At 35.4% G+C, this 15405-nt stretch carries 11 protein-coding genes and 1 pseudogene; 7 read left to right on the top strand and 5 right to left on the bottom strand.

The features are described 5' to 3' along the window. Nucleotides 1–13: 13 nt before the first annotated feature. Both OLM54_RS16065 and OLM54_RS16060 read right to left on the bottom strand, forming a co-directional pair. Nucleotides 14–1885, bottom strand: coding sequence for an Nramp family divalent metal transporter (locus OLM54_RS16065; protein ID WP_264535587.1), 1872 nt, complete (start codon nt 1883–1885; stop codon nt 14–16). Nucleotides 1886–1951: 66 nt separating this feature from the next. Beyond that, nucleotides 1952–2350 (bottom strand): Fur family transcriptional regulator, encoded by a 399-nt coding sequence (locus tag OLM54_RS16060; protein WP_264535586.1) that lies wholly within the window; start codon nt 2348–2350, stop codon nt 1952–1954. 93 nt (nt 2351–2443) lie between these two features. Between OLM54_RS16060 and OLM54_RS16055 the strand changes: the two genes are divergently transcribed. From OLM54_RS16055 to OLM54_RS16025, 7 genes and pseudogenes are all read left to right on the top strand, one after another. After that, a complete protein-coding gene (locus OLM54_RS16055) occupies nt 2444–2797 on the top strand; it encodes a MerC domain-containing protein (protein WP_264535585.1) in 354 nt (117 codons plus the stop codon). Nucleotides 2798–2809: 12 nt separating this feature from the next. Further along, nucleotides 2810–3717 (top strand): annotated as a pseudogene (locus OLM54_RS16050) (NAD(P)/FAD-dependent oxidoreductase). Between the two features lie 328 nt (nt 3718–4045). Continuing rightward, complete coding sequence (locus OLM54_RS16045; RefSeq protein WP_264535584.1) at nt 4046–6307, top strand: TonB-dependent receptor; 2262 nt, start codon at nt 4046–4048, stop codon at nt 6305–6307. A gap of 139 nt (nt 6308–6446) precedes the next feature. Then, nucleotides 6447–6911 carry a thioredoxin family protein gene (locus tag OLM54_RS16040; protein ID WP_264535583.1) on the top strand — a complete coding sequence of 155 codons (465 nt, stop codon included), beginning with the start codon at nt 6447–6449 and terminating at the stop codon, nt 6909–6911. Between the two features lie 18 nt (nt 6912–6929). Next, complete coding sequence (locus OLM54_RS16035; protein WP_264538573.1) at nt 6930–8114, top strand: lycopene cyclase family protein; 1185 nt, start codon at nt 6930–6932, stop codon at nt 8112–8114. A gap of 358 nt (nt 8115–8472) precedes the next feature. Further along, on the top strand, nt 8473–8901 hold the full coding sequence (locus OLM54_RS16030; protein ID WP_264535582.1) for an ArsR/SmtB family transcription factor: 429 nt from the start codon (nt 8473–8475) through the stop codon (nt 8899–8901). A 134-nt stretch (nt 8902–9035) separates the two neighbouring features. Beyond that, nucleotides 9036–9446, top strand: a complete 411-nt coding sequence (locus OLM54_RS16025) for a BrxA/BrxB family bacilliredoxin (RefSeq protein ID WP_029271207.1) — start codon at nt 9036–9038, stop codon at nt 9444–9446. 197 nt (nt 9447–9643) lie between these two features. Here the strand turns inward: OLM54_RS16025 and OLM54_RS16020 are convergent, their stop codons facing one another. The 3 genes from OLM54_RS16020 to OLM54_RS16010 are packed head-to-tail and all read right to left on the bottom strand — an operon-like array spanning nt 9644 to nt 15335. Then, complete coding sequence (locus OLM54_RS16020; RefSeq protein ID WP_264535581.1) at nt 9644–11011, bottom strand: efflux transporter outer membrane subunit; 1368 nt, start codon at nt 11009–11011, stop codon at nt 9644–9646. Then, nucleotides 11008–14151, bottom strand: coding sequence for an efflux RND transporter permease subunit (locus tag OLM54_RS16015; protein WP_264535580.1), 3144 nt, complete (start codon nt 14149–14151; stop codon nt 11008–11010). The genes OLM54_RS16020 and OLM54_RS16015 overlap by 4 nt, the downstream gene beginning before the upstream one ends. Before the next feature lie 2 nt (nt 14152–14153). After that, nucleotides 14154–15335, bottom strand: a complete 1182-nt coding sequence (locus tag OLM54_RS16010) for an efflux RND transporter periplasmic adaptor subunit (protein ID WP_264535579.1) — start codon at nt 15333–15335, stop codon at nt 14154–14156. Nucleotides 15336–15405 lie beyond the last annotated feature (70 nt).

The following is a 15405-nucleotide window of genomic DNA, read 5'->3' as shown; positions in this document are numbered from 1 at the left end:
TGTTACTTTGAGCCTATTTTTTAACAATCAACAAAGGTATCGAAATTTTATGTCTCAATTTATCTACCGTAGTACCAAATAAAATATCTTTTAAGCCAGTGTGACCGTGAGTTCCCATTACTAAAATATCAAAATTTCCTTCATTGATTATCTTCGGAATCACGCTGTTAGGTTTTCCAAAACCAAGTTCAGTTTTGATTCTGAAACCTTTCTGCGAAAGCATATCTTTATATTCTAATAATAATTTCTCGTCAACTGTTGTTTCGTGATCGTCAACATGACCGCCATACATTAATGCGCCAACAGTTTCAACAATGTGAATTAAGGTATATTGCGCGTCGATTCCGCCAAGTTCGAACGCATTGTTTAGTGCAGCTTCATCGGCTTTAGAAAAATCGACTGAAATAGCGATGTTTTTCTTATTGTAAATTTCCCTTGGCGTGTATTCTAATTTTAAATGATGAGGTGAATGGTTCTCGATATTCGATTTAATTCTGGCAATAAATGGTTTTACAACGATATAAAGCAATAAACCTAAAAATCCAAAAGCGAGCGGAACAACCGTAATCCAAAGAAAAACAGGATGATTGGAATTTTCAAGCCACGAAGAAATTTCATCATAAACCAATTTTGCATTTAGTGTAACAATAATTAAAGCAATAATCCAGGCAGCAATTTGAGTGATTCTGGAAATATGAAAACCTTTCATTTTAGTTTTGTCGCTCACAAAGTGAATCAGCGGAATAATCGCAAAACCCAATTGCAAACTCAAAATAACCTGACTTAATATCAAAAGTTTTCCGGTTACACTTTCGCCATAAATTAAAATCACAATAACAGCAGGAACAATGGCAATTAAACGAGTTATGATTCGGCGAACCCAAGGCTGAATACGTAAATTCAAATACCCTTCCATTACGATTTGTCCGGCTAAAGTTCCGGTAACGGTCGAACTTTGTCCGGCAGCGATTAAGGCAACGGCAAATAATATTGGCGCCCACTTAGTTCCTAACAAAGGCTCAAGAAATTCGTGCGCATCCTGAATTTCGGCAACTTGAAACATTCCGTTTTTGTAGAATGTGGCTGCGGCCAAAATTAAAATAGCAGCATTTACAAAGAATGCCAGATTTAAGGCGATTGTCGAATCGATGAAGTTGTATTTCAGTGCTTGTTTGATTCCGGCCGGACTTCTGTCGAATTTTCTGGTTTGTACTAATGAAGAATGCAAGTACAAATTGTGCGGCATTACCGTTGCACCAATAATTCCGATAGCGATGTATAAAGCGGCTGAACTTGGAATCGATGGAATTAATCCATAAATCACCTTATCCAGTTCAGGCTCGGCAAAAATCATTTCAAAAATAAAGGAGAAACCAATAATAGCAACTAAAGCGATAATAAACGCCTCCATTTTTCGGATGCCTTTATTAATCAGAAATAATAAGATGAATGTATCCAGAACGGTAATTAAAACACCTTCGATAAGCGGAATGCCGAATAATAAGTTTATCCCGATTGCCATTCCCAAAACCTCGGCTAAATCACAAGCGGCGATGGCAATTTCGGCAAGGAAGTATAAAATATAGTTGATAAATTTAGAATAGGTTTCTCTCGAAGCCTGAGCCAAATCGCGCTGTGTTACAATTCCCAGTCTTGCACTTAAACTCTGTAACAACAAAGCCATTAAGTTACTCATTAGCAAAACCCAAAGCAATGAATAGCCAAATTGGCTACCGCCGGCAATATCTGTTGCCCAGTTTCCGGGATCCATATAACCTACGCTTACTAAATAGGCGGGACCTAAAAAGGCTAATATTTTTCTAAATCCTGTTTTTTTATGTTCTGTTGCAACTGATTGGTGAACTTCTTCTAAAGATTTGGTCATTGTAAAATGTTGTTTTAACAAATATAACTATAAATTATATTTGCACAACAATTTTTTTAGGCAAGTCTAAATCTTGTTGTTAGAATTGAAACAATTCGGACATAATCCTGACAAGGTGAAGTTTATGTCATTGACTTTGTAATTATGCGGAATGATATAACTTGGCTTCACACTTTCCAGACAAGTAACTTCATGACAATTTTCACAGCTAAAATGTGCATGGTTATGAATGTGTACTCTTTGTGCCTGATGATGACATTTTGCATACTTTACTGTTCCGTCAAGATTGACAATTTTATGAACAATGTCGTCATTTACCAAACGATCTAAGATTCTGTAAATCGTAACGCGATCACATATATCGTTTAATTGTTTTTGAATTTCTGTGTGTGACAGTGCTGTTTTAGATTTACCAAAAACCTCTAAAACGGCTGTCTTTGCTGCGGTATTGCGTGGTGTTTTCATTGATATGAATATAAATATTTTAACGCAACAATGTTGCGATTGATTTTAATGTGTATATTTGCAACAAAATTGCATTAAGCAAATGTACGAGAAATGAAGAAAACCACCACACATCTTTACGATATTTTAGGAATTTCAAGCGCCACCGTTTGTTTGGTTCATTGTTTGGTTTTTCCGCTTCTGACAATTCTGCCTTTAGGATTAAATCACAATCCATTTATAGATTTAATTTTTGCCATAATAGGATGTTTTGCCATTTTCAAAATTATTAAAAAATCGAATCTTTTAGTAGCAACTGTTCTGCTTATTTCGATGGTTTTAATTTGGATTAGTGTTTTGAGTGAAATCATTCTCGACATTCATCTGGATTTAATTTTTATCGGTGGAACCGGAATGATCATCGGACATTTTTTAAACTATAAATCGCATAGAAACAGAAATCATTAAAATTACAATATTATGATACAGCAAAAAGATTTTGAAGTAATTATTGTTGGCGGAAGTTACAGCGGACTTTCTGCCGCAATGAGTTTGGGTCGTTCTTTGCGACAGGTTTTAGTTATTATAGCGGTTTGCCTTGTAACAGACAAACACCGCATTCTCATAATTTTATCACACATGACGGTGAAAAGCCTGCTGTTATTTCGGCGAAAGCCAAAATTCAGGTTGACTTTTATGATACAGTTCATTTTTATAACGGTCTTGCTGTAAGAGCCATAAAAACAGAAAAAGGGTTTGAAATTGCAACAGAGAACGGAGAAACATTTACTGCCGGGAAACTATTATTTGCAACAGGCGTAAAAGATTTACTTCCTCAAATAAATGGTTTTGCAGAATGTTGGGGAATTTCGGTTTTGCACTGTCCGTATTGTCACGGTTATGAAGTTAAAAAAGAGAAAACCGCCATTATCGCCAATGGAGAAATGGGATTTGAATATGCCAAATTAATTTCAAACTGGACAAAAGCCCTTAGATTATTAACTAACGGTAAATCAACTTTAACTGAAGAACAAACCAAAGTTTTGAAGAAACATAATATCGGTATTATCGAGACAGAAATAAATTCCTTTAAACATGAAAATGGAAATATTCAGAATGTTGTTTTTAAAGATCAATCTCAAATTGATGTAAAAGCGATTTATCACAAACCTCCTTTTGAACAGCATTGTCTTTTGCCGGAATTTTTAGGCTGTCGCTTAACGGAACAAGGTTTAATAAATGTTGATATGATGCAGAAAACAAATATTTCTGGTGTTTATGCGAGCGGCGATTGTGTTATTCAAGCCAGATCTGTGGCGATGGCCGTTTCTTCCGGATCTTTTGCAGGCGCTACAATCAATAAAGAACTTATTGACGAAGATTTTTAATATTAATACAGACAAGTTTTTAGAAACCTGGCCTGTAGAAGGTCTTTTTTGTATAGCCCCTAGCTTCAGCTAGGGGAAAAAGATTTGATTAAAAAAAGGCTTTAGCCAAACTATAAAATTTGGCTAAAGCCCTTTTTGTTTTCATTTATATTTTCATCCAGCTGAAGCTGGACGCTATTCAAGCGCAGTAAACATCTTTATGATTTTATTTATAATTACTTAAATATAAATATAACATATTGATGTGTATTGAGTTATAAATTTTGAATTTAAAAACATTATTTGTCAAATTTAATTTTTAGTTTTGTCTAAATTTAATTTTATAATAATGAAAAACTCAATTTTGATATTGATTTTGTTTAGTTTACAATTTTCATTTGCTCAGGAAAAGACTTCTGTTTCTGGTTTTGTTTCTGGCGAAGGAAGAAAAATACAAGCCGCGAATGTGCATTTACTGGGCACTAACCAAAAAACAGTTACCGATAGTTTGGGATATTATTCTTTAGAAAATGTCTCTGTTGGAAATCATACTATTCAGGTTTCTTATTTAGGTTTTCAAACTTTAAAAAAGAAAATTGAAGTTGTAAAAGATGCTGTAAATTCACTTGATTTTGAATTAACCGATAATGAAAACCAGCTTAACGAAATTGTAGTTTCGGGAACTTTAAAAGCAGTAAAAAGATTAGAAAGTGCCGTTCCTGTTGAGGTTTATTCAACGGTTTTCTTCAAGAAAAACCCAACGGCAAGTATTTACGAAGCGCTTCAGAATATCAACGGCGTTCGGCCACAGCTTAATTGTGGCGTTTGCAACACGGGCGATATTCACATCAATGGATTGGAAGGTCCGTATACTTTGATTTTAATTGACGGAATGCCAATTGTGAGCAGTCTTTCGACAGTTTACGGTTTATCCGGAATTCCGAATTCATTGGTAGAAAGAATTGAAATTGTAAAAGGTCCTGCATCTTCGTTGTACGGAAGTGAAGCAGTTGGCGGCTTGATCAATATTATTACTAAAAGTCCAACGAATGCTCCGGTTTTTTCTGCAGATTATTTTACTACTTCTTATTTTGAAAGCAATCTTGATTTGGGAATGAAATTTAATGCTGGAAAAAAAGCGACTTCTCTTTTAGGCGTTAATTACTTTAACTACGATCAGGTTATTGATCGGGACAAAGACAATTTTACCGATGTAACGCTGTCTGAAAGAATTTCGGTTTTTAATAAATGGAATTTTAAGAGAAATAATAATCGCCTTTTTACGATTGCAGCCCGCGGAATGTACGAAGATAGATGGGGCGGGGATATACGTTGGGAGAAAAAATACCGGGGCGGCGATGAAATTTACGGTGAAAGTATTTATACCAAACGTGGTGAATTAATTGGAAGTTATCAATTGCCTTTTGAAGAAAAACTAATGCTTTCGTTCTCCGGAAACGTTCATTATCAGGACAGCCGTTACGGAACGACATCTTATATTGCCAATCAGAAAATTGGTTTTTTGCAATTAACATGGGATAAAAAAATAGGGCGAAATGATTTCCTTGCCGGAATTGCCAATCGTTATTCGTATTATGACGATAATACCACGGCAACAAAGGAAGCAGAAAGTACCTGGTTACCCGGGATTTTTGTTCAGGATGAAATTACGCTTTCGCCAAAAAGTCAGATTTTGTTAGGAATGCGTTACGATTATAACTCCATTCACGGCTCTATTTATACGCCGAGATTTGCTTACAGATGGAAAAAGAATGATAACACTATTTTTAGATTTAATGCCGGAACCGGATTTCGGGTTGTAAATTTATTTACCGAAGATCACGCGGCACTTACAGGTTCCAGAGATGTTGTACTTAAAAGTAATTTGAAACCGGAACAATCCATTAATGCAAATCTGAATTATATTCAAAAGATAAACTTTACGAATGGCACTTTTATCGGAATTGAAACTACGGCTTTTTATACAAGATTCAGCAATAAAATTATTTCCGATTATGAAACGGATCCTAACAAAATCATTTATGACAATATCAACGGATATGCGATAAGCCAGGGAATAAGCGCGAATGTAGATGTTAATTTTCCGATGGGTTTAAAAATGATTTTAGGCGCTACGGTTTTAGATAATAAGAATGTCGAAAACGGCGTATCTGAAAGACCTTTTTTAACAGAGAATTTCACGGCAACTTGGAGTATTTCGTATAAAATAGAATCGCTAAATTTATTGTTAGATTATACAGGAAATGTTTACAGCCCAATGAATTTGCCTTTATTGAGCGATTTAGATCCGAGAAGTCCGAAATCGCCTTGGTATAGTATTCAGAATATTCAGTTCACCTATTCCGGATGGAAGAATTTTGAACTTTATGGCGGAATCAAGAATCTGTTGAATTTTACACCAAAGCAAAATAATCCGTTTTTGATTTCAAGAACGAATGATCCTTTTGATAAAAATGTGCAATATGATTCAGCAGGAAAAGTAGTGGTAACACCTGATAATCCTTATGGTTTAACTTTTGATACCACTTATGTTTACGGACAAAACCAAACTATTCGGGGATTTTTTGGATTGCGATATACTTTGAGGTAAAAAGTTTAATGCCACAGATTTCACAGATTAAAAGGATTTTATTACAGCGTTTAAATTTTTTATAACATTCTCAGGATGACATTCGGTTTAAATCTTTTTAATCTGTGAAATCTGTGGCAAAAAATAAAAACAAAAACAAATGAAAAAGCTGGCTTTAATGATCTTCTTTTTAGGAATTACTTCAACGGGATTCTGCCAACTTAAAAGCCGATCTTTTGAGGAAGTGGATAGTTTGCAGCAAATTCAAAAGAAAAAAATAGTCGTTTTCATTCATACCGATTGGTGTCAGTTTTGTCAAAGAATGAAAAACACTACTTTCAAGAATGAGGAAATTATTGAAGATCTGAATTCCAATTTCTATTTTATTGATTTTAATGCCGAGGAAAAACGGAATATAACGTTTAATGATCAAACATTTAAATATCAGCCGTCAGGAAATAATGTTGGCGTTCATGAACTGGCTTTGCAATTAGGAACAATGAACAATCAAATTGTGTATCCGGTTTTATGTGTGTTGAATGAAAAAAACGAAATCATTCTTCAATACAGCAATTACCTCAATGCAAAGGATTTTAAACTTGTTTTGGAAAAACTAAAAGAATAAAATTCATTATTTTTGAAGATGAATTCTTCGCAAATAAAACACTTCGACTACATTTTTACCGGAACGGGTTTGGCTGCTTTAATGACCGTTTATAAAATGGCTTTGTCCGGAAAGTTTGCAGATAAGTCAATTTTGCTTTTAGATGAAAATCAAAAGAAAAGCAATGACCGAACCTGGTGTTTTTGGGCAAAAGAAGAAACAATCTGGGATTCTGTTATTTCTAAAAGATGGGATTCGGCTTTATTTGCCAATGAAGATTTTAAACGCAATTTAGCGTTGAAGCCTTACCAATACAATCAAATTCGAGGATTAGATTTTTACAATTTTGTTTTTGAAGAAGTTTCAAAATATTCAAATATTATTTTTCTAAACGAAAAAGTAACGGATATTAACGAACTCGAAACCCATGTTTTTGTTGGTACGGAAGCAAATCGATACACTTGCGATTATTTATTCAACAGTATTTATACCAAAACATTTGCTCTAAGTCAGACTAAATATCCGGTTTTGCAACAACATTTTGTGGGCTGGTTTGTAAAAACTGAAAATGAAAATTTCAATCCTGAAGAAGCAACTTTTATGGATTTTTCAGTTGAACAAAAAGGCAATACGCGTTTTATGTATGTTTTGCCAACTTCTAAAAGCGAAGCTTTAGTAGAATATACTTTGTTTTCAGAAAACCTGCTTCCAAAAGAAGAATATGAAAATGAAATTCAAATTTATCTGGAGCAATTCGGCGTTCTGCAATATGAAATTATAGAAAAGGAGCAGGGAAGTATTCCAATGACATGTTATCCTTTTTGGGAAAAAAACACGAAACGAGTTCTGAATATTGGAACTGCCGGCGGTTGGACAAAGGCAAGTACAGGTTATACTTTTAGAAATTCGGACAAAAAATCATCTGAATTAGTGAAGTTTCTTGAGCGTAAAACTCCTTCTCCCAAAGTTTCGGGATCACTCAGGATGACAAAGTTTTATAAAAAAAACAGATTTTGGTTTTACGATTTATTGCTTTTGGATATTCTTCATCGCCATAATGAATCCGGAAGTGGTGTTTTTTCTTCATTATTCAGAAATGGAAATCCTGCTTTGATTTTTAAGTTTCTGGATGAAGAAACGAACTTAATCGAAGATCTTCAAGTGATTTTAAAATGTCCAAAAGTGCCATTTATTAAGGCTTTGTTTGGGGTTATATTTAGATAAAAATTTTGTTTCACGCAGATTTACAGATTTAAGCAGATTTGTTTGATCAATTTTTGATTCATATAACTTTAAATAAAAATCTACTTAAATCTGTAGAATCTGCGTGCAATTCTCTTTATTTCCTTTTACTATAAATTTCAACGAGACTTTTTTAGTTGATCACAGTACAATCTTGATATCGTAAAAAGTAGTTGATACCTTGAAAATATAGATTTGTCTGTATAAAAATGTCTTATTCTTTTGTTTTAAGAACTTTTTCTGGCGATTAAAAAATCATATAACATCTAGTTTTGCCAATTGAAAACAACGTAGATCTGATGTCATCGCTCATTTACGATAATGAATTAATTGACAAATTATGGGAGTTACTAAACATTTCGATTTTGATCTGGAAACAAAAGCAATAGGAAAAATTTGTAAAGCACTTGGACATCCAACGCGAATTCAGATTATGACCTTGTTATGGAAAAGAAATAATAGAACTTGTGGTGAAATTGTTGAATTAATTCCATTAGCACAATCCACGATATCCAAACATTTATTAGAATTAAAAAAAGCAAATCTGGTAAATATAAAAAACGAAGGCAAAAAGATCATTTATTCTATCGAAGTTGATAACATACAAATACTTAAAAAATATTTGACGAGTTACCTTTCAACTATTGAAATTAGTGAACAAAAGAAATCTACTGTTTTAGCAACCAGACGCGAAATAAGAGGAAGAAATAGTTATTTGAAGCAATACAATTATCAATTTCCTGATAAAAAATTAAAACAGGTAGTTTAGGTATTCAGAATCAATATTTTGTGCCATTTTAAATTTACTATTTAACTATAACAAAAGTTTATACTTCAAATTAACGAGTTGCGAGTAAACTTTGTAACTTTGCAGTTCAAAAGTAAAATTTAAAAGATAAAAATATGTATCCAGAAGAAATGGTAAAACCAATGCAAGCTGAACTTACTGCTGCAGGTTTTCAAGATTTACATAGTGCTGACGCTGTAGATAATGCTATCAAAGCTGAAGGTACCACTTTAGTTGTTGTAAACTCTGTTTGCGGTTGTGCTGCAAGAAATGCACGTCCGGGAGCAAAAATGAGTTTAGAAGGTGCTAAAAAACCAGATCACTTAATCACAGTTTTTGCAGGTGTTGACAAAGAAGCTGTTGATGCTGCAAGACAACATATGTTCCCTTTTCCTCCATCATCGCCATCTATGGCTTTGTTCAAAAACGGAGAATTAGTTCACATGTTAGAGCGTCACCACATCGAAGGTCGTCCAGCTGAATTAATCGCTGAGAACTTGCAAGATGCATTTAACGAGTATTGTTAATTTTTAAGTTACTTAGGTTTTAGGTTCAAAGTGGCAAAGGTACAGAGGTACAAAGATTAAAAAAAAGCATCAGCTGCGGCTGATGCTTTTTTGTTTTTATAGGTGTGTTTTTGAACTTAGAACCTTAGCAACTTAATATCTCAGTATTTTTTCACTTTGGACCTTTGCAACTCTGCCCCTTTGAACCTCAAAAAGAACTAATTCCAGCCTCCTCCAAGTGCTTTGTACAATTGAACCATAGAGCTTAATTGTTTTTGTGTTAATTGAGACAGGCTTAGTTGTGCTTCAAATAACGATCGTTGAGCATCTAAGACTTCTAAATACGATACGTAACCGTTATAATATCTGGCATTTGATAAATCGTAATTTTTTTGCGCAGCGATTACTTGTTTATTTCTTGCGGTCCATTCTTCTTTATACATTGCTACATTTTGCAATGAATTTTCGACTTCAGAAATTGCTGTCAAATAGGTTTTTTGGAAATCAAATTTTCTTTCTTCGGCGATTTGACGGTTGACATCAACACGTCGTTTGTTTTTTCCAAAGTTGAAAATCGGACCAGTTACTCCGGCGCCAACATTTTGCAAATAAGAAGCATCATTGAATAAATCTCCTACCATAACACTTGTAAAACCGGCAAGTGCTGCAATATTAAACGAGGGATATCTCATGGCTTGTGCAACTCCAATTCTTTCGTTTGCCGCTCTGTATGAAAGTTCAGTGGCTTTTACATCAGGTCGGTTTTCAAGTAATGCCGATGGAACTGAAGTTGGAAAAGTAGTTAGAATCAATAATTCGCTGTTGGTTTTTCCTCTTTCTATAGGTTGCGGAACTTGTCCGATTAATATTGAAATAGAATTTTCGAGCGCTGTAATTTGCCTCTTAATTGCTGGAATATTCGCTTCGGCAATTGCGACTTGCTGTTCGATTTGAACTTTATCTAATTCGGCTACATAACCACTTTTAAAACGCTCGTTTATGATATCATAGGCTTTTTGTCTGGTTTCTAAAGTATGAATGGTAATTTCTAACTGATTGTCAAAATCGCGTAATTCAAAATACGAAATAGCAATATTGCTGACTATATTCGAAAGGACAACTTTTCTGGCTTCATCAGTAGCTAAAAGATCTGCTTGAAAAGCTTTGCTTTGATGGCGGTATTTCCCCCAAAAATCTAATTCCCAAGACATATTTGCAAAAGCAGAACTGGCTTGAAGAAAGGATTCCGCACTATTTACTTGTCCTGAATATTGAAAAGCAGGATATAAATCGGCTTTGGCGATTCCCAGATTAGCTTTAGCTTGTTCCAGACGTGCCACAGCAATTTTCAAATCGAAATTATTTTGAAGCCCTTTTTCGATTAATCCAATTAAAATCGGGTCATTAAAAATTGTGGACCATTTTATCATTCTTACTGATGCAGTAGTATCAGTGCTATGATCGCCATATAGAAAACTTTCTGGTTTGGGGTGTTCCGGCTTAGCATATTTTGGTCCAACCATGCATCCGAAAGGAAAAATGGCTATCAAAAGTAATGCTGCTACTAATTTTAGATTTTTCATCATTCCTCTTTTTTAGGTTCATCAGTTTCTTTTGAATGTTTTTTACCAAAACTTTCAATAAATACAAACAACACAGGAATTAGGCAAACGCCTAAAATAGTGGCTACGAGCATTCCGCTAAAAACGGTCATTCCCATTACTTTTCTGGCTTGCGCTCCGGCTCCGGTTGCTGTTAGTAACGGAACTACTCCAAGTATAAAAGCAAAAGCAGTCATTAAAATTGGACGGAAACGGAGTTTTGCAGCGTATAACGCAGCTTCTTTTACCGGCATTCCTTTTTCATATTCTTCTTTGGCAAACTCGACAATCAAAATGGCATTTTTTGCGGCTAAACCAATTAACATAACAAGACCAATTTGCGCGAATACATTATTGACATAATCCGGGCTAAATAATCGGCAGAGATACAATCCTAAAAAGGCGCCAAAAACGGCAAATGGAGTTCCGAGAAGTACACTAAACGGAAGTTTCCAGCTTTCGTATTGAGCGGCAAGTATTAAAAACACAAAAACTAAAGCCATTATAAATACGGTGTTTCCTTTTCCTTCGGCTTGTTTTTCCTGATAACTCATATTTGCCCACTCATAATCCATCGCTGCGGGCAAAACTTTTGTGGCCGTTTCCTGCAAAGCATTCATGGCTTCAACAGATGTAAATCCCGGCGCTGGCGTTCCGCCAATTTCTGCTGCACGATACAAATTGAATCGGGTTGTAAATTCGGGACCGCTTTCTTTTTTGATTGTGGCAATACTCGAAATCGGAATCATTTTGTTTTCTTTACTTCGAACAAATATTTTATTGATGTCTTCCGGATTTACGGTAAAACTTGGATCTGCCTGTAGCAAAACAATATATTGACGTCCAAATTTGTTAAACTCGTTAATATATTGTCCTCCCAAACTGGCTCCAATGGCAAGATTTACATCGGATAAGGAAAGACCAAGTTCCGTGACTTTTTCCCGATCAATATCCAAACTAATTTGTGGCACATTTGGATTAAAAGTTGTTCTGATGGTTCCAATTTCCGGTCGTTTCCTGGCTTCTGCCATAAATCTTTGAGCATTTTCGTAAAGATATTGCGGTGTGTTTCCTTCTTTGTCCTGAAGCATCATCGAGAATCCGGCGGCATTTCCAATTCCGGTAATTGGCGGAGGACCAAAAGCGAAAACCGTTGCTTCGGGAATTCCAAAAACCACTTTTCCGTTTACTTCTTTTAAAATTTGAAAAACGTCCTGTTCCCGTTCTTTCCATTCCTTTAACGCAACAAAGAAAAACCCGTTATTGGTTGCAACTGAATTTTTAATTAAACTAAATCCTGCGACTGAAGTATAATATTCAACACCTTCATTTTTAGATAATATATGTTCGATTTTTTCAATTACTTTACTGGTTCTTTCTAAAGATGAAGCGCCGGGAAGCTCAATATTCACAAACATATATCCCTGATCTTCTTCAGGAACAAATCCGCCCGGAATTTTTCCTCCCAAAAGTATAATGGCTCCAATAAGAATTCCGATAAAAATAAAACTACGGGCTGTTTTTTTGATTAAGTAACCTGAAAAACCAGTGTATTTGTCTGTAAAAGCTCCAAACTTTCGATTAAAAGCATCGAAGAATTTTCCAAGCCAGCCTTTTGCTTCCTGATTTGGCTTTAATAAAAGAGAACATAAAGCCGGACTTAAAGTTAATGCGCTTAAAGCAGAGAATATAACTGATATAGCAATTGTAATGGCAAATTGCTGATAAAGTCTTCCGGTTATTCCGGGTGTTAATGCAACTGGGATAAATACGGCTGTTAACACAATTGCGATGGCAATTACGGGTCCTGAAACTTCTTTCATTGCCAGATTTGTGGCTTCTTTTGGAGACATGCCTTGCTCAATGTGATGCATTACGGCCTCGACGACGACAATTGCATCATCGACGACAATACCAATGGCAAGCACTAATCCTAAAAGTGAAAGTACATTTATGGAAAATCCTAAAACAGGAAAAAGCATGAAAACTCCAATCAAAGAAACGGGTACGGTTAAGAGTGGAATTAAAGTCGCGCGCCAGTTTTGCAAAAAGATAAAAACGACGATGATTACCAGTATTATAGCTTCGACCAGCGTATGCATGATTTCGTTGATTCCTTCAGAAATGGCTAAAGTTGTATCCAGCGAAACGCGATATTTTAAATCCTGAGGAAAACGTTTGCTTAATTTTTCGATTGTTTTTTTGACATTTTCGGCAACTTCTAAAGCATTTGAACCCGGCATTTGTTTGATTCCGATGGTTCCTGCGGGACTCCCATTTAATTTTGCTACTGAGGCATAACTTTCGGTTCCTAATGTTACGGTTCCAATATCTTTAAGCCGAACTTGCTGGTTGCTGATGTTCGATTTTAAAATAATGTTTTCAAAATCTTCGGGATTTATCAAACGGTCTTTTAAAGTTACGTTGTATGTGAATTCGTTGTTGTCTTTGGCGGGCGGAGCACCAAATTTTCCTCCCGGCGAAATGGCATTTTGTTCTTTTATGGATTGGATAATATCAGGAACAGTCAGGTTGTATTTGGCCATTATATCGGGCTTGACCCAAATTCTCATGGCATAATTGCTTCCTCCGTAAAGTGTAACTTCTCCAACTCCTTTAATACGTGCCAATGCATCTACAAGGTTAATGCTGGCATAATTGGTCAGGAAATTATTGTCGAATGTTTTGTTTGGAGAATAAAGCGACAAAATCAGCATGGGCATCGAAAGTGATTTTTTGGTCGTAACTCCGGTTGTTTTTACATCGTTTGGTAATTTATTAGTGGCTTCGTTAACTCTGTTTTGAGTTAGCATCGTTGCGATATCTAAATCGGTTCCCATGTCGAAAGTAATGTTGAGCGTCATACTTCCGTCACCAGTATTGGTCGACTGCATGTAGAGCATATTTTCAACTCCGTTTACTTTTTGTTCTATTGGTGTTGCAACGGCTTGTTCTACATTTAATGCATTTGCACCTCTATAACTGGTCGAAACCTGAACCAATGGCGGCGCAATTTCCGGATATTGTGCAATGGGCGTTCCTAGTATAGAAAGCCCTCCAACAATAACGATAAATATGGATAGTACAATGGCGACTATCGGTCTTCTCACAAAAAAATTATCCATAATTAGTCATTTAGAGATGATGCAATCTGTTTTTTGTCTTTGTCTGCCACATAAGGAACCGGAACAACTTGCGACCCCGGCTGTATAAACTGATTGCCAATTATGGCTACTTTTTCATTGGGTTTTAATCCTTTTGTAATAATCCAGTCAACGCCTATCTTTTGACCAACTTCAACCATTCGGGTTTGAATGGTGTTTTTATCATCAATTATTGAAACCTGAAAAAGTCCCTGAATTTCAGTTACTGCTTTTTGAGGAACAACAATGGCGTCCTTTTGTGTTCTGAGTAAAACACGCACTTTGGCAAATTGTCCGGAACGTAAAGTCCCATCCGGATTTGGAAATTGTGCTTCAATAGTTACAGTTCCTGTTGTCGGATCGATTTTGGTATCGGAGAAGTTTAAACTTCCTTTTTCAGGATGTGTACTTCCGTCAGAAAGTATTAATTGAAGATCTGTAATACGTTCTCCGGCTTTGGTTTGTTTTTGGTATTTTAAATAATCAGATTCACTTACGGTAAATTGCACTCTGACTTTTTCGAGTTTTGAAACGGTGTTTAATTTTGAAGAGTTTCCGACTTTCGTAATATAGTCGCCTAATCTCGCATTCGAAAGTCCGATTACGCCATCAATTGGAGATTTTATATTAGCATAACCTCGTTCTATTTGTTGGTTTTTTAAGCTTGCGACAACACTCGCGTAGTTTGATTTTGCCGCTTTTTCTTTGGCTACAGCCGCATCTAATTCTCGTTTACTTACAGCGTTCATATCTGCAAGCGGCCGAATTCGCTTTAATTCTTCCTCGGCATTAACCAAACCACTTTGGGCAACAGCAACTTGTCCGCGCGCTTGTTCTACTTTAGTTTCATATTCCAACGGGTCAATAGTATAGAGGAGTTGTCCTTTTTTGACTTTTTGACCTTCTTTAAAATACATTCCGGTCAAAATTCCGTCGACTCTCGCAATCAGTTCAATGTCTAAATCTCCAAACGTTTGTCCGGCAAAATCCTTATAGATTGGCACATCTTGACTTTTGACGGTTACAAAAGGTGCTTGCATGGGCGGTGGCGCTTTCTTTTCTTCTTTTTTGCAAGAGATGAAAATTGTTAAAAATATAAGAATGGGGAAAAATGGTTTTGGTAGTTTTAAAGCATTCATACGTATAAATGTTAAAATTGTTAACATAAATGTACGAAATAAATGTAAATAGCTGATTTTTTGATGTTTATATTTTAATGTTTCGGATTAAAAAGAA

Origin of the sequence: Flavobacterium sp. N1736 (assembly GCF_025947065.1) — a bacterium.
GTDB lineage: Bacteria > Bacteroidota > Bacteroidia > Flavobacteriales > Flavobacteriaceae > Flavobacterium.
This window is presented reverse-complemented; position numbering and strand designations above follow the sequence as displayed.